The sequence below is a fragment of the Azospirillum halopraeferens DSM 3675 genome (genome assembly GCF_000429625.1).
Classification (GTDB): domain Bacteria; phylum Pseudomonadota; class Alphaproteobacteria; order Azospirillales; family Azospirillaceae; genus Azospirillum; species Azospirillum halopraeferens.
Genome location: NZ_AUCF01000005.1, coordinates 252,678 through 276,498 on the forward strand (window position 1 = coordinate 252,678; position 23,821 = coordinate 276,498).

At 70.2% G+C, this 23,821-nt stretch carries 17 protein-coding genes; 5 read left to right on the forward strand and 12 right to left on the reverse strand.

The genetic code is table 11. The features are described 5' to 3' along the window. Positions 1–21 precede the first annotated feature (21 nt). Positions 22–1,632 carry an ABC transporter substrate-binding protein gene (locus G472_RS0107435; protein ID WP_029007874.1) on the reverse strand — a complete coding sequence of 537 codons (1,611 nt, stop codon included), beginning with the start codon at positions 1,630–1,632 and terminating at the stop codon, positions 22–24. Positions 1,633–1,693: 61 nt separating this feature from the next. Next, the gene (argE, locus tag G472_RS0107440) at positions 1,694–2,848 is read right to left on the reverse strand and encodes an acetylornithine deacetylase (RefSeq protein WP_029007875.1); all 1,155 of its coding nucleotides are present in this window, start codon (positions 2,846–2,848) and stop codon (positions 1,694–1,696) included. Positions 2,849–3,025: 177 nt separating this feature from the next. On the opposite strand from argE, the gene G472_RS31825 reads away from it, so the two are divergent. Then, on the forward strand, positions 3,026–3,946 hold the full coding sequence (locus G472_RS31825; RefSeq protein WP_051340543.1) for a LysR substrate-binding domain-containing protein: 921 nt from the start codon (positions 3,026–3,028) through the stop codon (positions 3,944–3,946). Here the strand turns inward: G472_RS31825 and G472_RS36860 are convergent. The 6 genes from G472_RS36860 to mdh all read right to left on the reverse strand — a co-directional run bounded on the left by G472_RS36860 (position 3,921) and on the right by mdh (position 15,979). Continuing rightward, positions 3,921–8,159, reverse strand: coding sequence for a response regulator (locus G472_RS36860; protein ID WP_029007876.1), 4,239 nt, complete (start codon positions 8,157–8,159; stop codon positions 3,921–3,923). The two genes, G472_RS31825 and G472_RS36860, sit on opposite strands and share 26 nt — an antisense overlap. Before the next feature lie 206 nt (positions 8,160–8,365). Then, complete coding sequence (gene odhB / locus G472_RS0107455; RefSeq protein ID WP_029007877.1) at positions 8,366–9,625, reverse strand: 2-oxoglutarate dehydrogenase complex dihydrolipoyllysine-residue succinyltransferase; 1,260 nt, start codon at positions 9,623–9,625, stop codon at positions 8,366–8,368. A gap of 42 nt (positions 9,626–9,667) precedes the next feature. Next, complete coding sequence (locus G472_RS0107460; protein WP_029007878.1) at positions 9,668–12,571, reverse strand: 2-oxoglutarate dehydrogenase E1 component; 2,904 nt, start codon at positions 12,569–12,571, stop codon at positions 9,668–9,670. 171 nt (positions 12,572–12,742) lie between these two features. Next, entirely contained in the window at positions 12,743–13,618 is an 876-nt protein-coding gene (sucD, locus tag G472_RS0107465; RefSeq protein WP_029007879.1) for a succinate--CoA ligase subunit alpha, read from the reverse strand. Between the two features lies 1 nt (position 13,619). Continuing rightward, complete coding sequence (sucC, locus tag G472_RS0107470) at positions 13,620–14,816, reverse strand: ADP-forming succinate--CoA ligase subunit beta (protein WP_029007880.1); 1,197 nt, start codon at positions 14,814–14,816, stop codon at positions 13,620–13,622. A 194-nt stretch (positions 14,817–15,010) separates the two neighbouring features. Continuing rightward, positions 15,011–15,979, reverse strand: a complete 969-nt coding sequence (mdh, locus tag G472_RS0107475; RefSeq protein ID WP_029007881.1) for a malate dehydrogenase — start codon at positions 15,977–15,979, stop codon at positions 15,011–15,013. 238 nt (positions 15,980–16,217) lie between these two features. Here mdh and G472_RS31835 point away from each other — a divergent pair, with 238 nt between their 5' ends. Next, entirely contained in the window at positions 16,218–16,610 is a 393-nt protein-coding gene (locus tag G472_RS31835; protein WP_051340544.1) for a hypothetical protein, read from the forward strand. A 99-nt stretch (positions 16,611–16,709) separates the two neighbouring features. Here the strand turns inward: G472_RS31835 and G472_RS31840 are convergent, their stop codons facing one another. The 3 genes from G472_RS31840 to G472_RS0107495 all read right to left on the reverse strand — a co-directional run bounded on the left by G472_RS31840 (position 16,710) and on the right by G472_RS0107495 (position 20,618). Continuing rightward, a complete protein-coding gene (locus G472_RS31840) occupies positions 16,710–17,852 on the reverse strand; it encodes a DUF2336 domain-containing protein (protein WP_245593415.1) in 1,143 nt (380 codons plus the stop codon). Positions 17,853–18,017: 165 nt separating this feature from the next. Next, the gene (locus tag G472_RS0107490; protein ID WP_029007882.1) at positions 18,018–19,682 is read right to left on the reverse strand and encodes an NAD+ synthase; all 1,665 of its coding nucleotides are present in this window, start codon (positions 19,680–19,682) and stop codon (positions 18,018–18,020) included. A 54-nt stretch (positions 19,683–19,736) separates the two neighbouring features. Next, positions 19,737–20,618, reverse strand: a complete 882-nt coding sequence (locus G472_RS0107495; protein ID WP_029007883.1) for an HpcH/HpaI aldolase/citrate lyase family protein — start codon at positions 20,616–20,618, stop codon at positions 19,737–19,739. A gap of 154 nt (positions 20,619–20,772) precedes the next feature. Between G472_RS0107495 and pdxY the strand changes: the two genes are divergently transcribed. Continuing rightward, complete coding sequence (pdxY, locus tag G472_RS0107500) at positions 20,773–21,633, forward strand: pyridoxal kinase PdxY (protein ID WP_029007884.1); 861 nt, start codon at positions 20,773–20,775, stop codon at positions 21,631–21,633. Positions 21,634–21,904: 271 nt separating this feature from the next. Here pdxY and G472_RS0107505 read toward each other — a convergent pair whose 3' ends face one another. After that, complete coding sequence (locus tag G472_RS0107505; RefSeq protein WP_029007885.1) at positions 21,905–22,342, reverse strand: YbaN family protein; 438 nt, start codon at positions 22,340–22,342, stop codon at positions 21,905–21,907. A gap of 192 nt (positions 22,343–22,534) precedes the next feature. Here G472_RS0107505 and G472_RS0107510 point away from each other — a divergent pair, with 192 nt between their 5' ends. Next, entirely contained in the window at positions 22,535–23,092 is a 558-nt protein-coding gene (locus G472_RS0107510; protein ID WP_029007886.1) for a hypothetical protein, read from the forward strand. 87 nt (positions 23,093–23,179) lie between these two features. Next, positions 23,180–23,818 (forward strand): maleylacetoacetate isomerase, encoded by a 639-nt coding sequence (maiA, locus tag G472_RS0107515; RefSeq protein ID WP_029007887.1) that lies wholly within the window; start codon positions 23,180–23,182, stop codon positions 23,816–23,818. The last annotated feature ends 3 nt before the right edge of the window (positions 23,819–23,821 follow it).

Consider the following 23,821-nt stretch of genomic DNA (forward strand, 5'->3'; position numbering starts at 1 on the left):
ACGGGGGCGCGATGGCCGGACTTACTTCACCACCGCCGAGCGCAGGTCGAGCACGTCGTCGGCGCGCTGGACCACCTCGACGCCCTCGCGCACACCCCACGACAGGGGCTGGGCGTGCAGCGGCAGATAGCCGTAGTCGTCGCGCACGATCTCGAACGCTTCCTTGATCATGGCGTTGCGCTTGGCCTGGTCGGTCTCGGAGCCGACCTTGTGCGTCAGCTCATCGACCTTCGGGTTGCAGTAGCCGCCCAGATTGAACAGGCCGGCCTGGGTGTCCTTGTTGCGGCAGGCGGCGAGGTTGAGCAGCGAGTTGTGGGCGTCGATGGACGACGGCGTCCAGCCCAGCAGGTACATGGAGGTGTCATAGCCCGCCTGGGCCAGCACCTTACCGAAGTACTTGCCCTTGGTCTGGGCCAGCAGGTCCACCTTGATGCCGACCCTGGCGAGCATGCCGGCGACGGCCTGGCAGACCTTCTCGTCGTTGACGTAGCGGTCGTTCGGGCAGTCCAGCGTCACCGTGAAGCCGTTGGGATAGCCGGCCTCGGCCAGCAGCTTCTTGGACTTCTCGGGGTCGGGCTCGTACGGAGTGCCGAAGCTGGCGTCGAAGCCGTTGATCGGACCGGCGAGCAGCGAGCCCAGCGGCTCGGCCGCGCCGCGCATGATCTTCTCGTCGATCGCCTTCACGTCGACGGCGCGCACCACCGCCTCACGCACCCGCGCGTCCTTGAAGGGGTTCTTGCCCTTGACGCTGGAGTACTTCAGCTCGTCCCGGTCCTGGTCCATGCCGATGAAGATCGAGCGCGCCTCGGCGCCGGTCAGCGGCTTCACGCCCGGCGCCTTCTCCAGCCGGTCCCAGTCCTGCACGGGCACGGGCTGGATCACGTCCATCTCGCCCGACAGCAGGGCCGCGACGCGGGTCGCCGGCTGCGTCACGGGCGTGAACACCACGTCGGTCACGTTGGTGGCGATGCCCTTGTCCCAGTAGTCGGCGAAGCGCTTCAGCGTCGTCTTCACGTCGGGCTGCCGCTCGGCCAGCATGAACGGGCCGGTGCCGTTGGCGTGCAGGTTGGCGTGGTTGCCCTGGTTCGAGCCCTTGACGTTGGTGGCCTCGGTGGTGTTGTTGGCCTCCGACCACTCCTTGTCCATCATGTAGAGGAACACCCATTCCCGGGGCAGGATGGGGTTCGGCGACTTGGTGACGACCTCGACCGTGTGGTCGTCGATCTTGTTCACCGCCTCGGCCTTGGCGCCGTAGCCCTTCATGTCCGACCCCTCGGTCAGCGAGCGCTGCCACGAGAAGATCACGTCGTCGGCGGTGAAGGGGTTGCCGTTGTGGAACGTCACGTCCTTGCGCAGGTGGAACACCCACTTGTTGGGTTCGGGGTTCTCCCAGCGCTCCGCCAGCATGGGCGTCAGCTTCAGGTCCTTGTCGTAGCCGACCAGCGGCTCGTAGATGTTGCCCTGGAAGCCCAGCGTGAAGGTCTCGTTCAGCCCGTGCGGGTCCATGGTGGTGGCGTCGCCCTGATAGGACCAGCGCAGGGTCGCGGCCTCGGCGGCGACGGCGCCGGCACCCACGGCGGCGGCGAGCGCCACGGCGGCGGCGGAGCGGAGCAGCTTCGACGTAAGCGTCATGACGTGTAATCCCCCTGTTCGTTCGTTGTCGGCGTCGTTGGACCGTCCGGTCCCCCGCTGATCAGGCCGCGAGGCGCCGGACGAGGCTGCGCAGGAACCGTTCGCACGCGGCGACCTGCGTCGTCTCGATGAACTCGTTGGGCTGGTGGGCCTGGTCGATGGAGCCGGGACCGCACATGACGGTGGAGAAGCCGGCCTCCTGGAACTGCCCGGCCTCGGCGCCATAGGGCACCACGGCCGTGTCGTTGCGCCCGGTCAGCGAGCGGACCAGGCAGGCCGCCTCGCCGTCGGGATCGGGGTTCAGTCCGGGGGCGCCGGCCAGCACCTCGGTGCGGATGGTGCAGTCCGGCGCGATCCGGTGCATCTCCGGCAGCACCACGTCGCGGCAATATGCCTCGAAGCGGGCGAGATAGCGGCTCCAGTCGTCGCCGGTGACGGGACGGATGTCCCACAGGAACTCCGCATGGCGCGCCATGATGTTGAGCGCCGTGCCGCCGGCGAAGGTGCCGACGTGCAGCGTCGTGTAGGGCGGCTCGAACGGGCTGGCGGGGTCGGCGGCGGCGGCGTTCTGCGCCGTCATGTCGGCGATGAAGCCGACCAGGCGGGCCGCCGTCATGACCGCGCTGACGCCGCGGTGGAGCTGGCTGGAATGAGCCTCGTGCCCGGTGACGGTGGTGCGCAGGGCGTAGGTGCCCTTGTGGGCGACCACCGTGCGCATGGACGTGGGCTCGCCGACGATGACGGCGGAGGGACGCGGCAGCTCGGCCGCCATGCGGCGGATCATGTCGGGGGCGCCGAAGCAGCCCACCTCCTCGTCATAGGACAGCGCCAGGTGGACGGGGCGCTTCAGCCCCGCTTCCAGCATTTCCGGCAGCAGCGCCAGGGCGACCGCCGGAAAGCTCTTCATGTCGGCGGTGCCGCGGCCGTACAGGCGCCCGTCGCGCTCCACCACCGTGAAGGGATCGCTGTCCCAGGGCTGCCCGTCCACGGGCACCACGTCGGTGTGGGCCGACAGCACCACACCGCCTTCCGCCGCCGGCCCGATGGAGGCGAAGAGGTTGGCCTTCGTCCCCTCGGCGTTGGGCACCAGCCGGCTTTCGATGCCGTACCCGTCCAGATAGTCCCGCACCCAGTCAATGAGCGCGAGGTTCGACCGCGACGACACCGTGTCGAACGACACCAGGCGCGCGATCATCTCCTTCGATCGAGGCTCCACGTTCGTCTCTTACCCTGTTCTTCCCCGCCCGTTTCCGGTTGGCCGCATTTTTTCGGCTCTTCTCGGGGCTTGTTCGGTTTCGAAACGATGACAAGGGGAGCGTCAGAGTGTCAAATAGGATTTTCCGGCCGGGGTATACGCAAATGCTATGGCCGGCGGGCGACGGGGAGGCAATGCATGCGGTTCCGGCAGGTCGAGGCGTTCCGCGCCGCCATGCTCACGGGGTCGGTGACCGGTGCGGCGGGGATGCTGTGCATCGCCCAGCCCTCGGCCAGCCGGCTGATCGCCGACCTGGAGGAGGCGGTGGGCTTCCGCCTGTTCAGCCGGTCCGGCGGCCGGCTGACCCCGACCACCGAGGGGCTGCGCTTCTACACGGCGGTGGAGCGTTCCTTCGTCGGCATGGAAAAGCTGGAACGGGTGGCCGAGCAGATCCGCGGCGCCCGCACCGGGCATCTGACGGTGTGCGCCCTGCCCGCCTTGTCGTCCTCCGTGATGCCGGGAACCATCCGCCGTTTTCTCGACCGCCACCCTGAGGTGACGGTGAACCTGGAAATCCTGCACCCCACGGAGATCCTGGAGAGCCTGCAGGCCGGCCAGGCGGACGTCGCCATGTCCGCCAGCTTTCCCGCGGTGCCCGGTGTCATCCAGGAGCCGCTGCTGGAGGCGCGCTTCATCTGCGCCCTGCCCCGGGGGCACCCGCTGTGCGCCAGGGAGGTCGTCGCCCTCACCGACTTCGAGGGGCAGGACGTGGTCGGCGTCCTGCCGTCCACCCCCATCGACTGGAGCCGCATCGACCGCCTGTTCGAGGATGCCGGCGTGCGGTTGCGCCGCCGCGTCGCCACACCCCATTCCCACACTGCCTACGGACTGGTGGCCGCCGGTCTCGGCATCGGCCTGTTCGAGCCGTTCGCCGCCCGGCTGTGGATGGCCAACGGCGTCGAGGTGCGCCCCTGCAGCGCCGATCTGCGCTACACCTACTCCCTGTGCCTGCCGGCGGCGCGCGCCGACTCACCGCTGGTGCAGGAGTTCGTGGCGTGCCTGCGCGCCTGCCTGCGGGAGGAGCCGCCGGCGCTCAACGGACCCGTTCCGCCGGCATGACGTCCGGCAGGCAGCGGCGCAGCATGGCCGCGGCATCGGCGAAGCGCAGCCCGTCCACGGCAGCGGTGACGGCGGCGGCCTGCTCGCGCCCGGCCGTGTGGACGATGGCAGCGCGCAGGCGATGGAAGCCGTCGACCGCGTTCATGTTGCGGCTGTCCAGATCGGCGAGCAGCGCCGCCAGGGACTCCGGATCGAGCCGCACCTCCCCCGCCTCCGCCGCGGCCGGCGGAACGGCGATGGTGGCGACGGCCCGGAAGAGGGACGTCAGATCGCCCCGCAGCACCGGCAGGATCGCCGCCGCCGCGGCTCCGTCGCCGCTGCGCAGCGCCATCTCCATGCGCCCCGCCAGCGCGGCGATGGCGGTGGCGCCGACATTGCCGGCGGCACCCCGCAACGCGTGCAGGCGGGCGGCTGCGTCATTGTGGCGGCCCGCGTCAAGGGCAGTGCCGATCCCCTCCGCCACGCCCTCGAACTGATCGCGCAGGGCCCGCAGCAGCATGACGAACAAGGTGGCGTCGCCGTCCACCAGCGCCGATGCGGTGACGGTGTCGATGCCGGGCACCTCCGGCAGCGGTGCTCCGGCGGCGCAGGGGGGCGCCACCGCGGCGCCGCCGGTGACCGCCACGTGCAGGCGGACGACCCGCACGACGTCATCGACCCTGAAGGGCTTGGTGATGAAATCGTCCATGCCGGCGTCGAGCGCCCGCCGACGCTCCGCCGCCAGCGCCCCGGCCGTGAGGGCGATGACGGGAAGCCGTGCAAGGCCAAGATCCCGGCGCAGGATGCCCGTCGCCTCGTACCCGTCCATCACCGGCATCTGGATGTCCATGAGGACCACATCGAAGGCGGCCGGCGCTTCCGCGAGGATCGCCACCGCCTCCGCTCCGTCGTTGGCCACCGTCACCATCGCTCCTTCGCGTTCGAGCAGACGGCGCGCCACGTCCCGGTTGATGGCGTTGTCCTCGACCACCAGCAGGCGGATGCCGCCCAGGCCGGGCCGTTGTTCGGCGGGTGCGGGCGCGGCGGGCGGCGGGACGGTGCCGGGCGCCGGCACCGGCCGGCAGCGCCCCCGCGCCACGGCCACCGCGTTGCGCAGCGCCGACGGCGTCACGGGCTTGGCCAGCACGGCGTCGGCGGAACCGGCCGCCGCGGAGCGGCCGGGGCGGGTCATCATCACGAGGACGGCTTCGGCACCGACACCGCCGAGCGCACGGACCCACGCCGCAAAGCCCGGTCCCTCCATCCCGGCCAGCCCCTGATCGACCACCAGGACGTCGAAGGGATCATCGTCGCCCCGGCCGCGCAGCAGGGCCACCGCCTCGTCCCGCGACGCCGCGCCGACCGACCTCCAGCCCTGTGCGGTCGCGGCGTCGATGATGGCCTGCCGGGTGGCCGGGTGGTCATCCACCACGAGCACGGTGCGGGGGGCGGCCGGCTCCGGCGGCTCGTCGGCCCCGGCCGCCGGCACGAAGGGCAGCAGGACGCGGAAGGTGCTGCCCTGCCCGACCGTGCTGTCGACCTCGATGGAGCCTCCCATCAGCCCGATCAGGCTGCGGCTGATCGCCAGACCCAGGCCGGACCCGCCGAAGCGGCGGGTGGTGGAGCTGTCGGCCTGGGAGAAGGCGTCGAACAGGCGCTCCCGGTCGGCCTCGGCGATGCCGATCCCGGTGTCGGCCACCTCGAACCGGAGGAGCAACGCCCCGTCCCCGTCATCCACCCGGTCGACGCGCACCGTCACGCAACCGGCGGGGGTGAACTTGATGGCGTTGCCGGCCAGATTGATCAGGATCTGCCTCAGGCGCAACGGGTCGCCCACCAGCCGGTCCGGGACGTCGGGCGCCACGCCGATCACCGGTTCCAGGTCTTTGCCCGCCGCGTTGACGGACATCACCGTGGCAAGCCCGTCCATCACCTCCGACAGGCGGAACTCCGACCGCTCCAGCTCCAGCCGGCCGGCCTCCACCCTGGAGAAATCCAGGATGTCGTCGATGATGCCCAGCAACGACCGGGCGGCGGTTTCCACCTTGGTGAGGTAATCGCGCTGGGTGGCGTCCAGGGGGGTGCCGTCCAGCAGGTGGCACAGGCCCATGATGGCGTTCATGGGGGTGCGGATCTCGTGACTCATGTTGGCGAGGAACTCGCTTTTCGCCCGGTTCGCCAGTTCCGCCCGGGCCTTGGCCAGCGACAGGATGCGTTCCCCTTCGCGCAGCGGGGTGATGTCGTAGTTGATGCCCACCATGCGCACCGCGGCGCCGTCGGGGCTGCGTTCCAGCAGCGCCGCCGCCTTGATGTGCCGCAGGGTGCCGTCGGGGGTGAGGATGCGGAACTCCGAATCGAAACTGCGCTCACCCTCGCGCGCGGCCTGCAGCTCCCCTTCGACCCGCTCCAGATCGTCGGGGTGGCAGCGGGTGCGCCACAGATCGTAGGTTTCCGCGCCGACGCGGCACTCGATGCCGTAGAGCGCGTACATCCGCTCGTCCCAGATCAGCCGGTTGGCGACCAGATCGTACTCCCAGACGCCGATGCCGCCGGCGCGCGTGGCCAGGGCGAGGCGCCCCGTCATGGTGCGCAGCCCGACCTCGGCCGTCTTCAGCGCCGTCACGTCGGTGACCAGGACGAAGAAGCCGACGACGGCGCCGGTGTCGCGGTCGACATCGGGAATGTAATGGGCCCAGGTGTAACCGGTATCCCCGTTGGCCTTGGTGAGTGTGCGTTCGAAATGCTGGGGCACGCCGTTCAGCGCCGCCAGGATGTGGGGCTCGTTGAGACGGTAGAGCGACTCGCCCATCAACTCCCGGATCGACCGTCCGACGATCTCCCGGGCATCCTTGCCGAACCAGTCGCGATAGGCGCGGTTGGCGAAGCGGCAGCGCAGGTCCGCATCCCAGTAGCCGACCATGCCCGGCATGTTGTCGGTGATCGCCTTGATGAAGCGCTGGCGTTCCCGCAGCTCCCGTTCAATGGCCCGGCGCTCGGTCACGTCCATGCCGAACGACACGGAGGTCAGGCCGGCGGCGGGCCCCGGGGAGTGCCGCCAGGCAACGATGCGCTCCCGCCCGTCCCTGGTCGATACCGGCCCTTCGGCCGGGTCGGACGGGCCGTTGCCATCCGGCGGCATCAGCACCTCGCTCCAGGGGCGTCCCAGCGCCTCGCTCTTGTGCAGTCCGGTCACCGCCTCGGCCGCCGTGTTGAAGATGGCGATGCGCCCGGCGTGGTCGCGCCCGACCACCATGACGTTGGCCGATTCGATCAGGCTGGTGGCGAAGTTGCGCTGGTCGCGCAACTCCCTCTCGCGCACCGCGAAGGCACGCAGCAGCGCACCGATGAAGGCGATAAGGGCGACCAGGACGGCGGCCTTGATACCCGCGCTGCGCCGCCAGGGAGCCAGGACCTCGTCCTCGCTCCAGCCGACCGCGACCATCAGTTCGGGAAACTCGGTGGTGCGGGTGACCACCAGGCGCTGCTTGTGGTCGGTCACCTCCATCAGGGCCCGCGCGCGCGACTGGCGCGCCCCGGCGGCGAGGTGACCGGCATGGGCCGGACCGGCCGCGACATTCACTCCTATGAACCGGTCCTGCTCGGGGGAGCGGGCGATGATCGTGCCGTCGGCGCCCAGCAGCGTGGCAAACCCGTCGCCCTGCGGTCGCATGGTCGACAGGATCGACGCGAAATAGGCCGGCGGCAGCGTTGCCACCGTCACCCCGTCCCATGTGCCGTCCGGCGATTCCCCGGGCCGTGCGGCGAAGATGATGGTGGAGCCGGTGACCGTCGTGAACGGGCCGTAGATGAACAGCCGATCGCGGTTCGCCGCCGCCAGCGGGCCGGCGAAATAGGGTCGCTCCCGACCATCGAATCCCTTCACCTCCGGCAGGGTGGTGTGGATGACGGTTCCCTCGCGGTCGGTGACGGACAGGGACCGCACCTCGTCGAACGAGCCGGCGCGGGCGATCATGTAGGAGACCAGCGCCTCTTCCTGTTCGGGGGTCGCCACCAGGCGGGACTCGCGGCCGACGTCCCGCAACATCAGGTCCACCGTGCGCAGCCGCCCGGAGATCCCCTCGTCGGCGATGCGCGCCAGATTCTCCAAACGGACGAAGGCGGTTTCAAGGGTTCGCTGGTAATCCAGATAGATGTCGACGGCGCCCGCGCCGGCAACGAGAAGGACCAGGGCGATGCCGCCGGTGACGACGGCGTGGCGGGCATCCCGCAGCATTGCGAACACCGGTCCCCTCCCCGCCCCGTTACACGCCCCAGCGCATCAATCCGACCTTATCCCATTCAGCCAAGCTTCGCCATACCAACAGGGGATTGTATCATCCGAAAGTCGTAATGCAATTCAATGAGGGCAGCCCGACCGCCCCCGGAACGGGAAAGGGCGCCACGAAGGCGCCCTTTCCTTTCCGATATGACGCGCTGTCCTTACACGTCGAGCAGGAGGCGGCGCGGGTCCTCGATGCACTCCTTGATGCGGACCAGGAAGGTGACCGCTTCCTTGCCGTCGATGATGCGGTGGTCGTAGGACAGGGCCAGGTACATCATCGGCCGCACCTCGACCTTGCCGTTGACCACGACCGCGCGGTCCATGGTCTTGTGCATGCCCAGGATGGCGGACTGGGGCGGGTTGATGATCGGGGTCGACATCAGCGAGCCGTAGACGCCGCCGTTGGAGATGGTGAAGGTGCCCCCGGTCAGCTCGTCCATGGACAGCTTGCCGTCGCGGCCCTTCCTGCCGAGTTCGCCGATCTTCGCCTCGATCTGCGCGAAGCCCATGGTGTCGGCGTCGCGCACGATGGGAACCACCAGACCCTGCGGCGTGCCGACGGCGACGCCGATGTCATAATAGTTCTTGTAGACGATGTCGGTGCCGTCGATCTCGGCGTTCACCGCCGGGATCTCCTTCAGCGCCTGGATCGCCGCCTTGACGAAGAAGGACATGAAGCCGAGCCGCACCTTGTGGCGCTTCTCGAAATAGTCCTTGTACTCGTTGCGCAGCGCCATGACGTTGGTCATGTCCACCTCATTGAAGGTGGTCAGCATGGCGGCGCTGTTCTGCGCCTCCTTCAGGCGCTCGGCGATGCGCTGGCGCAGGCGCGTCATGCGCACCCGCTCCTCGCGGGCGGCGCGGGGGCGGTCACCCTGGGTGCCGGCGGCCCACTGGTACTTCTGCGGCGCAGCGGCCGGAGCGGCGGCCGGGGCCGCCTTCGGCGCGGCGGGCTTCTCCAGGTGCTCGATCACGTCGCCCTTGGTGACGCGCCCGCCCTTGCCCGTGCCGGCGATGTCGGCGGCGTTCAGCCCCTGCTCCACGATCATCTTCTGGGCCGAGGGCATGACGCCGGCGCCCGTCGCGGCGGCCGGGGCGGCGGCCACGGCGGGGGCCGGAGCCGCGGCGGCCGGCTGCGGCTTGGCCTGGACCGGCTTGGTCACTTCCGAGGCGTTGGCGGCGCCGTCGGCGATGACGCCCAGCACCGCGTCCACCGTCACGTTGGCGCCTTCGGCGGCGATGATCTCGGCCAGCGTGCCGGCGGCGGGGGCCGGGACCTCCAGCGTGACCTTGTCCGTCTCCAGCTCGACCAGCGGCTCGTCGGCGTTGACGGCGTCGCCGGCCTTCTTCAGCCAGCGGGCGACGGTCGCCTCGGAGACCGACTCACCCAGGGTGGGAACCTTGATTTCCGTAGCCATTGCTTCCTCTCGCGTCCTTCTTGTTCGTTCCCGGGGTTCGGCTCAGCGCACGGTCAGCGCGTCGTCGATGAGCTTCGCCTGCTCCTGATTGTGCCGCTTCAGCAGACCGGTGGCCGGGGCGGCGCTGGCCGGACGGCCGGCGTAGACCGGCCGCCGGGCCTTGTGATCGATGGCGGTCAGGCAGCCCTCGATGCGGCGGTCGACGAAGAACCAGGCACCCTGGTTCTCCGGCTCCTCCTGGCACCACACCACGTCGGCGTTCGGGTACTTGGCGAACTCGTTGGACAGGGCGGTGCGCGGGAACGGATACATCTGCTCCAGGCGGACGAGGGCGACGTCCCGGATGTTGCGGTTCATGCGCTCCTGCAGCAGGTCGTAGTAGACCTTGCCGGTGCACACCACCACGCGGCGGACCTTGTCGGCCGGCACCATGTCGGTCGCGGTCTCGCCCAGCACCCGGTGGAAGGAGGAGCCCTCCGCCATCTCGGCCAGGGTCGAGACGCACAGCTTGTGGCGCAGCAGCGACTTCGGCGTCAGGAGCACCAGCGGCTTGCGGACCTGGCGGCGGACCTGGCGGCGGAACACGTGGAACAGGTTGGCCGGAGTGGTGACGTTGCAGATCTGCCAGTTGTCCTCGGCGCACATCTGGAGGAAGCGCTCGGGGCGCGCCGACGAGTGCTCCGGCCCCTGCCCCTCGTAGCCGTGGGGCAGCAGCATGACCAGGCCGCACATGCGCAGCCACTTGGACTCGCCGGAGCTGATGAACTGGTCGATGATGGTCTGGGCGGTGTTGGCGAAGTCGCCGAACTGCGCCTCCCACAGCACCAGCGCGTGCGGCTCGGCCAGGGCGTAGCCGTATTCGAAGCCCAGCACGGCGGCTTCCGACAGCGGGCTGTCGTGCACTTCGAACGGCGCCTGGCCGGGGCGCAGGTGGTTCAACGCGACGTACTTGTCCTCGTTCACCTGGTCATAGACCACGGCGTGGCGGTGCGAGAAGGTGCCGCGGCCCGAGTCCTGGCCGGACAGGCGGACAGGCGTCCCCTCGACCAGCAGCGTGCCGTAGGCCAGCGCCTCGGCGGTCGCCCAGTCGATGGGCTCGCCGGCCTCGATGGCCTTGCGCTTGGCATCGAGCTGGCGGGCGATCTTGGAATTGATGTTGAAGCCGTCGGGCACGTCGCACAGCTTGCGCCCGACCTCCTTCAGCAGCTCCATCGGCACGTCGGTCTTGCCGCGGAAGTCCTCGTCGGACTTGGACCCTTCCAGGCCCACCCACTTGCCTTCCAGCCAGTCGGCCTTGTTGGGCTTGAAGGAGTTGGACGCCTCGAACTCCTCCTCCAGCTTCTTCATGAAGTCCTGGACGATCTGATCGCCCTCGGCCTCTGTGATGACGTTCTCCGCCACGAGCTGGCGGGCGTACAGCTCCCGCGTCGTCGGGTGGGAACGGATCACCTTGTACATGATCGGCTGGGTGAAGCCGGGCTCGTCACCCTCGTTGTGGCCGTGGCGGCGGTAGCACACCATGTCGACCACCACGTCCTTCTTGAAGCGCTGGCGGAACTCGATGGCGATGCGGCTGACGTGGACCACCGCCTCGGGGTCATCGCCGTTCACGTGGAAGATCGGCGCCTGCACGATCTTCGCCATGTCGGAGCAGTAGATGCCCGAGCGCGAGAAGTGCGGGTTGGTGGTGAAGCCGATCTGGTTGTTGATGATGAAGTGGATGGTGCCGCCGGTGCGGTAGCCGCGCAGCTCCGACAGGCCCAGCGTCTCGGCCACGATGCCCTGGCCGGCGAAGGCGGCGTCGCCGTGCAGCAGCAGGCCGCAGACCTGCTCGCGGTCGTCGTCACGGCGCTGCATCTGCTTGGCGCGCACCTTGCCCAGCACGACGGGGTTGACCCATTCCAGGTGCGAGGGGTTGGCGGTCAGCGACAGGTGGACGACGTTGCCGTTGAAGTCACGGTCCGACGAAGTGCCCAGGTGGTACTTCACGTCCCCCGAGCCCTGCACGTTCTCCGGCGCCGAGGGGTTCCCCTGGAACTCCGAGAAGATGGCGGCGAAGCGCTTGCCCATGAAGTTGCCGAGCACGTTGAGCCGGCCGCGGTGCGCCATGCCCAGCGCCACTTCCTTCAGGCCGAGCTGGCCGCCGCGCTTGAGGATCTGCTCCAGTGCCGGGACCAGCGACTCGCCGCCTTCCAGGCCGAAGCGCTTGGTGCCGGTGTACTTCATCTGCAGGAACTTCTCGAAGCACTCGGCGGCCGTGAGACGTTCCAGGATGGCGCGCTTGCCGTTGACGGTGAAGTCGGTGTGGTTGCGGCCCCCTTCGATGCGCTCCTGGATCCACGCCTTCTGGTCGGGATCCTGGATGTGCATGAATTCCACGCCGATGGTGCCGCAGTAGGTCTTCTGCAGCAGATCCATGATCTGGCGCAGCGTGGCACTCTCCAGACCCAGCGAGTAGTTCAGGAAGATCGGGCGGTCGTAATCGTTGGGGCCGAAGCCGTAGGTCGCCGGGTCCAGTTCGGGGTGCGGCTGGCGCTTCTCCAGGCCCAGCGGGTCGAAGCGGGCGTTCATGTGGCCGCGCACGCGGTAGACGCGGATCAGCATCAGGGCGCGGATGCTGTCCAGCAGGGCCTGGCGGAGCTGGTCGTGGCTGATGCCGCCGAACACCTCGCGGGTGTGGGCCACGATGGGGGCCGCCGACGGACCGGCCAGGGATGCGGCCACCTCGTCGGTGGCGCCGTTGCCACCCGCACCGTCACGCAGCGTCCAGGAGGCGCCGCGCAACTCGTCGAGCACCGCACGGGTGTCGTCGTCCAGTTCCTTGAAGAAGCCGCTCCAGCTCGGGTCCACCGAGTTGGGCTCCTGCAGGAAGCGGGCATACAGCTCGGCGACGTAGTTGGCGTTCGAGCCGAACAGGAACGAGGACTTCTCCAGATTCACCGACATGGTCTTCGCCGCGGGCGTGTGCCGCCCGTTCCCTAGTGTCCGTGGTTGTTCTCACGGGGGCCTTCGGGGGTCCCCTTGCTCATGCAAAGACCCCGGTCTCCGCGAAGGGAAGCCGGGGGTCCCGAGGCTGACGGGAATGCGGGGGGAGCGCGCTCCCCCCGGCACACCGGATCAGCCCTGCATCGCCTTGACCATGGTCGAGCCGAGGCTCGCCGGGCTGTCGGCGACGTGGATGCCAACCGACTTCATGAAGTCGATCTTGAAGTCGGCGGTGTCGTTGCCGCCCGAGATCACCGCGCCGGCATGGCCCATGCGGCGGCCCGGAGGGGCGGTGCGGCCGGCGATGAAGCCGACGACCGGCTTGGTGGTCCCGGAGTCGCGCAGGAACTCCGCGCCCTTGACCTCGGCGTCGCCGCCGATCTCGCCGATCATGATGATGCCCTCGGTCTCCGGGTCCTTCAGGAACAGCTCCAGGCTGTCCACGAAGTTGGTGCCGTTGACCGGGTCGCCGCCGATGCCGATGCAGGTGGTCTGGCCGAGGCCGGCCGCCGTGGTCTGGGCCACCGCCTCGTAGGTCAGCGTGCCGGAGCGCGAGACGATGCCGATCTTGCCGCGGCGGTGGATGTGGCCGGGCATGATGCCGATCTTGCACTCGTCCGGCGTGATGATGCCGGGGCAGTTCGGGCCGATCAGGCGGGTCGAGGAGTTGGCCAGCGCGCGCTTCACGCGCACCATGTCGAGCACGGGAATGCCCTCGGTGATGCAGACCACCAGGGGAATTTCGGCGTCGATCGCCTCCAGGATGGCGTCGGCGGCGAACGGCGGCGGCACGTAGATCACCGACGCATTGGCGCCGGTCTTCTCCACCGCGTCGGCCACGGTGTCGAACACCGGCAGGTCGAGGTGGGTGGTGCCGCCCTTACCGGGGGTCACGCCGCCGACCATCTTGGTGCCGTAGGCGATCGCCTGCTCGGAATGGAAGGTGCCCTGGGCGCCGGTGAAGCCCTGGCAGATGACCTTCGTGTTGGAATCGACGAGAACAGCCATCTTACTTGGCCTCCTTCACGGCCTTGACGACCTTTTCCGCGGCGTCGGCCAGGTTGTCGGCCGACAGGATGGGCAGGCCGGACTCGGACAGGATCTTCTTGCCCAGATCCACGTTCGTGCCTTCCAGGCGGACGACCAGCGGAACGTGCAGGTGCACCTCGCGGGCCGCCGCCACCACGCCCTCGGCGATGACGTCGCAGCGCATGATGCCGCCGAAGATGTTGACGAGGATGCCCTCGACGTTGGCGTCGGACAGGATCAGCTTGAAGGCCGCGGTGACGCGCTCCTTGGTGGCGCCGCCGCCGACGTCCAGGAAGTTCGCCGGCTCGCCGCCATAGAGCTTGATGATGTCCATGGTCGCCATCGCCAGGCCGGCGCCGTTGACCATGCAGCCGATGTTGCCGTCCAGCTTGACGTAGTTGAGGCTGTGCTTCGCGGCCTCGATCTCCGCCGGATCCTCCTCGGCCTCGTCGCGCAGCTCCTCTACGTCCTTGTGGCGGAAGAGCGCGTTGTCGTCGAAGTTCATCTTGGCGTCGAGCGCCAGAACCTCACCCGAGCCGGTGACGATCAGCGGGTTGATCTCGACGATGGAGCAGTCCAGCTCGACGAAGGCCTGGTACATGGCCATCAGGAACTTGGTGGCGGCGCCGACCTGCTTGCCTTCCAGGCCGAGCCCGAAGGCGACCTTGCGGCAGTGGTACCCCTGGATGCCGGTGACGGGGTCGATGGCGACCTTCAGGATCTTCTCGGGGTGCGTTGCCGCGACCTCCTCGATCTCCATGCCGCCCTCGGTGGAGGCGATGATGGTGACGCGGCCCGACGCGCGATCGACCAGCATGCCGAGGTACAGCTCACGGCGGATGTCGGCGCCTTCCTCGACGTAGATGCGCTTGACTTCCTTGCCCTCGGGGCCGGTCTGCTTGGTGACCAGCACGTGGCCCAGCATCTCGCCGGCGTTGGTGCCGACCTCCTCGACCGACTTGACGACGCGGACGCCGCCCTTGCCCTGGGGGTTGTCGGTGAAGCGGCCGGCGCCGCGGCCACCGGCGTGGATCTGCGACTTGACGACCCACACCGGCCCGCCCAGATCGCGGGCGACGGCCTCGGCTTCCTGGGGGGTGTAGGCGACGCCGCCGCGGGGCACCGCGACGCCGTACTTCTTCAGCAGGCCTTTGGCCTGGTACTCATGGATGTTCATCGGGCGTCCATCTGTTTTTTTGGTCGGCTGACGATGGGCGGACGTAAGGCAAGCGCGTCGGACGGCTCGGAGCCTCGACCGGAGGGCTTACGCCCTCCGGCAGGAGGCCCGCGGTACTTTACCACCTGGGGCGGAGCGTTCAACCGTCCGTCCCCTGCGGCGCCCGGCGGGCCCCGTTCGGCAAAAAGGCCGCCTTAAGAGGCGGCCTTCTCGGCTTGCTGCTTCTTCACCACGGCGACGAGCTGCTTCACCGCGTCGACCGAGTGGTCGAACATCGCCTTTTCCTCGGCGTTCATCTCGATCTCGACGATCTTCTCGACGCCGTTCTCGCCGATGATGACGGGGACGCCCACGTAGAGGTCGTTCACGCCGTACTGGCCGGTCAGGTAGGCGGCGCAGGGCAGCAGGCGGCGCTGGTCCTTCAGGTAGCTCTCGGCCATCTGGATCGCCGAGGCGGCCGGGGCGTAGAAGGCCGAGCCGGTCTTCAGCAGCTTCACGATCTCCGCACCGCCGTCACGGGTGCGCTGCACGATGGCGTCCAGCTTCTCCTGGGTGGTCCAGCCCATCTTCACCAGGTCGGGCAGCGGGATGCCGGCGACGGTGGAGTAGCGGACCAGCGGGACCATGGTGTCGCCGTGGCCGCCCAGCACGAAGGCGGTGACGTCCTCCACCGACACGTTGAACTCGTCGGCCAGGAAGTAGCGGAAGCGGGCCGAGTCCAGCACGCCGGCCATGCCGACCACCTTCTCCGGCGGCAGGCCGGACGCCTGCTGGAGCACCCACACCATGACGTCGAGCGGGTTGGTGATGACGATGACGAAGGCGTTGGGGCAGTGCTTCTTGATCGCTTCGCCGACGGTCTGGCAGACGCCGGTGTTGATGCCGATCAGGTCGTCGCGGCTCATGCCGGGCTTGCGCGGCACGCCGGCGGTCACGATCACGACGTCGGCGCCCTCGATGATCGAGTAGTCGCTGCCGCCGCTGAGCGTGGCGTTGAAGCCCTCGACCGGTGCGGTCTCGGCGAGGTCGAGCGCCTTGCCGTCCGGCATGCCTTCGGCGATGTCGAACAGGACGACGTCGCCCAGTTCCTTGAGGCCGGCCAGCAGAGCCAGCGTGCCGCCGATCTGGCCGGCGCCGACGAGAGCGATCTTGTTGCGTGCCATGGAGCGTTCCCTGAGATTGAGCACCCCCCATTCCGCGGGGGACGAACCGGGTGGATTTTCTTTTCTTAGGGGTCCAGCGCCCTTAGAATTCGTGGCGGGTTCGTAGCGCGAATCCAAACGGAGGGCAAGCGCAACGGGGCGCACGAAACCGGAACCGCGACCGATTCCGGTAAACCGGCGAACCCCGCGCAAGCCTTTGTTCGCACAACAAACAGAGACGATTGCGGGAGAGTGGACAATGCGGCGTTTCGCCCTGGCAACCTTGACGATCACCGCCGCCCTGGCCCTCGGCACGGCGGCGTCCGCCGGCGCGCGGGCCCAGACGGTGCAGGACTATCTGACGGCCCTGCGCGAGGCTCCCGTCACCGACGCGGCCGCGCCGCTGGCGGATGACCACTGCCGGCCGCTGATGAATTTCGTCTATGTGGAGATTCCGGAATCCCGGCGCTCCACCGGCTGGATCGCCGACCTGTTCGGCCACAGCGCGACGGACGACGCGACCCTCACCGCCAAGCGCGACGCCTGCCTGGCGGTGCGCCGGACGCCGGTGATCAGCTTCACCAACACCAACAACGAACCCATCGTCACCCCGCCGGAACTGCGCGACATGTCCCGCGAACGGGTCTGGTAAGCGCCCGCATTCTCTTCCCCCGCCTCCGGCGGGGGAGGAAGGGGCCCGACGAAGGTTGGGACGGTGGGGGCAAGGTGCCACGGGTGGAGCCGCGCCTCCCTACCCCACGCCGTAGCGGGCCAGCAGGCGTTCCATTTCCGTGGGCATCAGGGGAAAGTCGGTGCCGCGGCGGGCGTTCAGCATGGCCGGCGGCGGCAGGCCGGCGGCGCGGGACTGGACCTGCATGGCGCAACGCATGCCGAAACCGGCCCGCCACACCAGGGCGGTTACCGCCCTCCCGTCACCCGAGCCCAGGATCGCGTCCACCGCCGCCGGCGGGGCGGCGGCGGCCAGCGCCAGGGCGGCGCGCACGAAATCCCGCTCGTTCCACGACAGGGCATCGCCCAGCGCCGCCTCGTCCAGCCGGCCGGTGCGGTGCAGGCGCAGCGCCCGGCGCTCCCCGCCCTCCTCCGGGTCGCGGCCGGCCACCCAGTCGACGCGCCGGCGCACGGTGGCGGCGATCTCCGCCACGGTCGTGTCATCGAAGTCGCGGCGCGTCCGCAGCAGGTCCACCACCAAACGGTCGACGAAGCCGGCCAGCCGCACCGCCAGGCGTGCCGGCAAAGCGGCCCGGCGGGCCAGGCCGGCTTGCCAGGCGCGCTGCCGCGCCGCGTCGGCCACCAGACGCTCCAGCGTCGGTTCGGGGATCTCGGCACCGTCGTTGTCCAGCAGCACGCCGGTCGCCGCCGTGTCGCCCGTCGCCACGATGGCGTCGGCAACCGGGGCGCCGACCCGGTCGCGGCGCGCGATGGCGGCCAGCCGCCACGTCTCCGGCCGGGTGGCGATGACGGCCAGCAGGTCGTCGTCGGTAAGGGTGGCGCAGCCGTGCAGGATCGGTTCGGCAACGCAACGCTCCACGTCCGCCGCCAGGCGCCGCACCACGGCGGGCGGGGCGCAGGCAACGTCGGTGATGGCGGAGGCCAGCGCCGCGCGGACCTGCGTGGCGTGGTCGCGGGCCAACTGCTCCAGCGCCCGGCAGGCGACGTCGGTCACCGTCTCGCGCCGGTCCGGCGGCAGGCCGGGCAGCAGCCGGCACAGCTTGCGGGCCAGCATCGCGCGCACACCGTCGCGGCCCCAGCCGTCCAGCCGGCTCTGCGCCAGGGCGTCGCCCACCGCGTGCGCAGCCAGCGGAACGGCGGCGGGAACGGCCGGCGGGGAGGCCGTGCCGTCGGCGAACAGGTAGCCCATCTCCTCGGCGGCCACACCTCCGGCATCGGCGGCCGTGCCGCGCGTGATGGCGAGCGTGGCCGGAGGCCGCGGTCGCGCCGGTGTCGCCTTGCCGTTCAACGTCGGTCCCGTGCGCTGGAGTGTCCGTGACTCCCATCACAGCGCCGGCGGGTTAAGGACCGCCTAATCAGGCACCTCCCATCACACCACGGACGTGAAACCATTGGTGATGGGGTAGCGGCGGTCGCGGTTGAAGATGCGGCGGGTGATCTTGACGCCGGGGGCGGCCTGGCGGCGCTTGTATTCCGACAGGTGCAGCATGCGCCACACCTTGTTCACCGTCTCCGGCGCGTGGCCGCGGGCGACGATGTCGGGGATGCCCAGGTCCAGCTCCACCAGGCAGTGGAGGATGTCGTCCAGCTCCTCGTAGGGCGGCAGGGTGTCCTGGTCCTTCTGGCCGGGCTTCAGCTCGGCCGTGGGGGCCTTGGTCAGCACGCGCTCGGGCACGACGCGGCCGGCGGGGCCGCGGACGTCGTCGGGCAGGTGGTCGTTGCGCCAGCGTGACAGGGCGTAGACGGTGGTCTTGTAGACGTCCTTCAGGGCGTTGAAGCCGCCGCACATGTCGCCGTAGAGGGTGGCGTAGCCGACCGACACCTCCGACTTGTTGCCGGTCGACAGGACCATGGCGCCGAACTTGTTGGACAGGGCCATCAGCGTCAGCCCGCGGGAGCGGGACTGGATGTTCTCTTCCGTGATGTCGGGGTCGCGGCCGGCGAAGGCGGGGGTGAGCATGCGCTCGAACGCCGTCATGGCCGGCTCGATGGACACGGTGTCGAGGCGGCAGCCCAGCAGTTCCGCACACTCCGCCGCGTCGTCCAGGCTCTCCCGCGAGGTGTAGGGCGAGGGCATCATCACGCAGTGCACCCGCTCCGCCCCCAGCGCATCCACCGCAATGGCGGCCGACAGGGCCGAATCGACGCCGCCCGACAGGCCCAGCAGCACGCCGGGGAAGCGGTTCTTGTTGACGTAGTCGCGCAGCCCCAGCACCAGGGCGCGGTAGACCGCCTCCTCGCCCTCCACCGGCGCCTCGATTTCGCCCTCGGCGCAGTGCCAGACGTCGTCGTCGCCGCGCTCCCAGCGGGTGAGCAGCAGGTGTTCCACGAAGCCCGGCGCCTGCGCCCGCAGCGCCCGGTCGGCCCCCAGCGCGAAGGAGGTGCCGTCGAACACCAGCTCGTCCTGGCCGCCCACCTGGTTGACGTACAGGAGCGGCAGCCCGGTCTCGGTGACGCGGGCGACGGCCAGCGACAGGCGGCGGTCGTGCTTGTCCGTCTCGAAGGGACTGCCGTTGGGCACCACCAGGATCTCCGCCCCGGTCTCCGCCAGCGTCTCGGCGGCATCGGGGGTCCACATGTCCTCGCAGACCATGACGCCCAGGCGCACGCCGCGCACGTTCATCGGCCCCGGCAGCGGCCCGGCGGCGAACACGCGCTTCTCGTCGAAGACGCCGTAGTTGGGCAAGTCGTGCTTGAAGCGCACGGCCGCCACGGCGCCGCCGTCCAGCAGCAGGGCGGCGTTGTAGACGCGCCCGTCCTGGCGCCACGGCGCCCCCGCCAGCACGGCCGGACCGCCGTCGGCGGTTTCGGCGGCAAGGCCGTTCACCGCCGCCTCGACCGCGTCGAGGAAGAAAGGCTTCAGCACCAGGTCTTCGGGCGGGTAACCGCACACCACCAGCTCCGGAAAAACCACGAGGTCGGCGCCGCGCGCGGCGGCCTCCGCCCGCGCGGTACGGATGCGGTCGATGTTGGCGGGGATGTTGCCGACGGTCGGGTTGACCTGGGCAAGGGCGATGGACAGGCGGTCGGTCATGGCGCGGGCCGTGGTGTGATCGGGACAGGCAGGTGGAAAGACGATCTTACGCCGTTACGCGTCCTTCTCCAGCGCCGCGATCGCCGCGGCCAGGGCGACCAGGCGGCGGGCGTTCTCCACATGCAGGTTTTCCACCAGCCGGCCGTCCACCACGACCACCCCCTTGCCCTCGGCCACCGCGGCGGCGTGGGCGTCGATGATGCGCCGGCACGACTCGATCTCGTCGGCGGCGGGCGCGAAGGCGGCGTTGCAGGCGGCGATCGTCTTCGGGTGGATCAGCGTCTTGCCGTCGAAGCCCAGCTCCCGGCCCTGCCGGCACGCCGCAGCGAATCCCGCGTCGTCGGCCAGGTCCAGATGCACCCCGTCGAGGATGGCGTGCCCGTACGCCCGCGCCGCCAGCAGGCAGAGCCCCAGCGCCGTGATCATCGGCAGCCGGTCGGGGGTGTGGGCGGCGTGCAGGTCCTTGGCCAGGTCCGACGTCCCCATCACCAGCGCCCCCGGGCGCGGCAGGGCGCCGGCGATGGCTGCGGCGTTCAGCATGCCCAGCGGCGTTTCCATCATGCACCAGACGGCCAGCGTCTGCGGCGCCCCGGCGGCGCGCAGCACCGCATCCGCCTGGCGCACGGCGTCGGCGCTCTCCACCTTGGGCAGCAGCACGGCGTCGGCGCCGCTGGTGGCGGCCATCACCAGGTCGTCGTAGCCCCAGGGGGAGGCCAGCCCGTTGACCCGCACCACCAGCTCCCGCCCGCCGTAGCCGCCGGCGGCCAGGGCGGCGCGGATGGTGTCGCGGGCGGCCGCCTTGGCGTCGGGGGCGACCGCGTCCTCCAGGTCGAGGATCAGCCCGTCGGCGGGCAGCGTCCGCCCCTTTTCCAGCGCCCGGGCGTTCGACCCCGGCATGTACAGCACGCTGCGGCGCGGGCGGACGGTGGCGGGCATGGCGGAACTCCCCGGTCCTGGTCGAATGCGGTGACGTCCTGCTTACCCGCGGCGCGGGGCGGCTGTCATCAGCGTTCTGTGCAGCCCCGGACGACGTGTCCGCAGCGCGCCGGCATCTGGACGGGCGCCGGGGGATCGCCTAGCATTCGCGGCTATGAAAAGCGTCCTCTCCATCCAGTCGCACGTGGCCTACGGCTACGTCGGCAACCGCGCCGCGGTGTTCCCGCTCCAGCGTCTGGGCTTCGACGTCACGGCGGTCAACACGGTGCAGTTCTCCAACCACACCGGCTACGGGCAGTGGACCGGCCAGGTGTTCAGCGCCGAGCACATCGCCGACGTGGTCGACGGCGTGGCCGCCCGCGGCGGGCTGGAGGGCTGCGACGCCGTCCTGTCCGGCTACATGGGCGAGGCCGGCCTCGGCCAGGTGATCGTGGAGACCGCGGCGCGCGTCAAGGCGGCCAACCCGCGGGCGCTCTACTGCTGCGACCCGGTGATGGGCGACGTCGGCCGCGGCTTCTTCGTGCGGCCGGGCCTGCCGGAGTTCATCAGGGCGCACGCCGTGCCGGCCGCCGACGTCATCACCCCCAACCAGTTCGAGCTGGAATACCTGGCCGACCGGCCCATCGTCACGCTGGAGGACGCACTGGCCGCCACCGCCGCGGTGCGGGCGCGCGGCCCGCGCCTGGTGCTGGTCACCAGCCTGACCCACGCGGCCGTCCCCGCCGACCGGATCGAGATGCTGGTGGACGGCCCCGACGGCGCCCGGGTGGTGGAAACGCCGCGCCTGCCCCTCGACCCGCCGCCCAGCGGTGCAGGCGACGCCACCGCCGCCCTGTTCCTCGCCCACCTGCTGACCACCGGCGACCCCGCGCAGGCCCTGGAGGCGGCGGCCGCCGCCATCTTCGCGGTGTTCGAGACGACGCGGGACCGCGGATCGCGGGAGCTGCAGCTCATCGCCGCCCAGGACCGGCTGGTCGCGCCGCCCCGTCGCTTCGCGTCCCGCCCGGTCCGCTGACCCGGCCCCACGACCGCGTCAGCCCGGCCGCCTCGGCGCAGCCGTAGTGCCAGGCATGGCCCTCGGGATCACCGGCCCAATGGGCTTCGCCGCGACGCACCGGCCGGCCGCAGTGCCGGCATTCGGGAAGAGCGGCCGCACTTCGGGCCCGCATTCCAACGGGGAGCATGGATGGCGTCCCTCCTGGCTGTTCGGTTATCGAAACCGATCATTATGCTGCATCGCAGCGTCCGCCAAGCGGGAAACAGCCATGTCATAGGCTTCCCGTACGTCAGATAGACCCCGTGGACCGCCCCGCCTCGGGCAGCGGCCGGGTGGCGACGTACAGGGCGACGGCGAGCATCACCGCGCCCGCCACCAACGGTACGGCGGTGCCGTCGGCGGAGCGGTAGATCAGCGTCCAGCTCACCGCCAGCCCGATCAGGGCCGCCGCCTTGCCGCGCAGGGGAATGGCGCGGCGGTCGCGCCATTCGCACAGGAAGGGGCCGAAGCGGGGGTGCCGGTACAGCCAGCGTTCCATCGCCGGGCTGCCCTTGGCGAAGGCCCAGGCGGCCACCAGCAGGAACGGGGTCGTCGGCAGCAGCGGCAGCACCACGCCGACGGCGCCCAGCCCCACCGCGGCATAGCCGATGCCCAGGTACAGCCAGCGCCGGGTCCGGCCCGGTTGTTCCGATGGCCGGGCGTCGTCCGGTTGTGCCGATCCGCTCACGCGCGTCCTCCGTCGTCACGCCGATGCCGTCGGGCGCCCCCCTATGAGACATTGGTCCCGCCCCGGCGGTTTGGAAGGGCGGCCTCCCCCGAAGAGGCTCATACGCATGGCCAGATTGCACGGCCGCCGCCGCGCCACACCTGTTCTCGTGCGTTCGGTTTCCCCACCGGTTGCGGCGAAGGCAGGCAAAGCATGTTGTTCGAATTCGAGCCGTCGGGCATCAACGATACCTATCTGCGCCTCACGCGCAACGCAATCTCCTGTATCCTGGTGCCGGCCGGCACCTGGAACGGCCTGTTGCGGATGAACTATCTGGTCAGCGGCCCGACCGGCGGGTCGGAGCCCCACTTCGTGTTCCGCGCCGCCGACGTCGGCTGGGACGACGGCCGCTTCTTCTGGCGCGGCAAGGCGGCCCCGGTGGTGACCTCCACCGCCATGGTCAATGTGCTGCTGGAGCGCGGCATGGCCGTCGATTCGGAGGTGGAGATGCTGGTCTTCGCCACCGCCGGCGACGGCGGCGCCGCGCGCTCCGACGAACGGCTGATGCTGCGCGCCCTGCTGGGGGGCTGCACCTTCACCCCCATCTACGAGGACCGTCCCGACCCGTTCGGCACCGGCGCGCCGCCGGCGGTGACGGGCTTCGCGGTGCGCACGCTCGCCGATCCCGGCGCCTTCGTGGTGGAGGCGCGCGACGGCCTTCCCGTGCTCGACCCGGACACCCGCCGGGCCTTGCAGCGGCAGGTGGGATAAGGCGGCCGCCCGACCTTCGCCGTTTTCCCCGCCCGCCGGCCGGTCTAGGATCGGCCCGGCAACAGGGCAGAGGAGGAAACGGTCGCCATGAAGCTCCACGGGTATTTCCGGTCGTCGGCCGCCTATCGGGTGCGCATCGCCCTCAACCTCAAGGGGCTGACGGCGGAACCGGCGTATCTCCACCTGCGCAAGGGTGAACAGGCGGCCCCCGCCTACACCGCGCTCAACCCGCAGAAGCTCGTCCCCACCCTGGAGGACGAGGGCGCCGTGCTCACCCAATCCCTGGCCATCATCGAGTACCTGGAGGAGCGCCATCCCCACCCGGCGCTGCTGCCCGCCGACCCCGCCGACCGGGCGCGGGTGCGGGCGATCGCCCTGGCCATCGCCTGCGAGATCCACCCGCTGAACAACCTGCGGGTGCTCAACCACCTGCGCGACCGCCTGGGCCTCGACGAGGCCGCGCGCAACGACTGGTACCGGCACTGGGTGTCCGAAGGCTTCGCGGCGGTGGAGGCGATGCTGGCCGGCGACCCGCGCACCGGCCGGCTGTGCCACGGCGACACCCCGACGCTGGCCGACGTGGTGCTGGTGCCGCAGGTCTACAACGCCGAACGATTCGCGGTCGACCTCGCCCCCTACCCGGCCATCCGCCGCATCGCGCAGACGGCGCGCGCCCTCGACGCCTTTGCCGCCGCCGATCCCGACCGCCAGCCCGACGCGGAATAACCG

What these genes read in the sequence shown, in the direction of transcription:
- pdxY (WP_029007884.1), top strand. Translation starts at nt 20,773, where the DNA reads ATGAAAAGCGTCCTCTCCATCCAGTCGCACGTGGCCTACGGCTACGTC.
- G472_RS0107435 (WP_029007874.1), bottom strand. Translation starts at nt 1,632, where the DNA reads ATGACGCTTACGTCGAAGCTGCTCCGCTCCGCCGCCGCCGTGGCGCTC.
- G472_RS0107490 (WP_029007882.1), bottom strand. Translation starts at nt 19,682, where the DNA reads ATGACCGACCGCCTGTCCATCGCCCTTGCCCAGGTCAACCCGACCGTC.
- sucC (WP_029007880.1), bottom strand. Translation starts at nt 14,816, where the DNA reads ATGAACATCCATGAGTACCAGGCCAAAGGCCTGCTGAAGAAGTACGGC.
- maiA (WP_029007887.1), top strand. Translation starts at nt 23,180, where the DNA reads ATGAAGCTCCACGGGTATTTCCGGTCGTCGGCCGCCTATCGGGTGCGC.
- G472_RS31835 (WP_051340544.1), top strand. Translation starts at nt 16,218, where the DNA reads ATGCGGCGTTTCGCCCTGGCAACCTTGACGATCACCGCCGCCCTGGCC.
- G472_RS0107510 (WP_029007886.1), top strand. Translation starts at nt 22,535, where the DNA reads ATGTTGTTCGAATTCGAGCCGTCGGGCATCAACGATACCTATCTGCGC.
- mdh (WP_029007881.1), bottom strand. Translation starts at nt 15,979, where the DNA reads ATGGCACGCAACAAGATCGCTCTCGTCGGCGCCGGCCAGATCGGCGGC.
- sucD (WP_029007879.1), bottom strand. Translation starts at nt 13,618, where the DNA reads ATGGCTGTTCTCGTCGATTCCAACACGAAGGTCATCTGCCAGGGCTTC.
- G472_RS0107495 (WP_029007883.1), bottom strand. Translation starts at nt 20,618, where the DNA reads ATGCCCGCCACCGTCCGCCCGCGCCGCAGCGTGCTGTACATGCCGGGG.
- G472_RS36860 (WP_029007876.1), bottom strand. Translation starts at nt 8,159, where the DNA reads ATGCTGCGGGATGCCCGCCACGCCGTCGTCACCGGCGGCATCGCCCTG.
- odhB (WP_029007877.1), bottom strand. Translation starts at nt 9,625, where the DNA reads ATGGCTACGGAAATCAAGGTTCCCACCCTGGGTGAGTCGGTCTCCGAG.
- G472_RS31825 (WP_051340543.1), top strand. Translation starts at nt 3,026, where the DNA reads ATGCGGTTCCGGCAGGTCGAGGCGTTCCGCGCCGCCATGCTCACGGGG.
- G472_RS0107460 (WP_029007878.1), bottom strand. Translation starts at nt 12,571, where the DNA reads ATGTCGGTGAATCTGGAGAAGTCCTCGTTCCTGTTCGGCTCGAACGCC.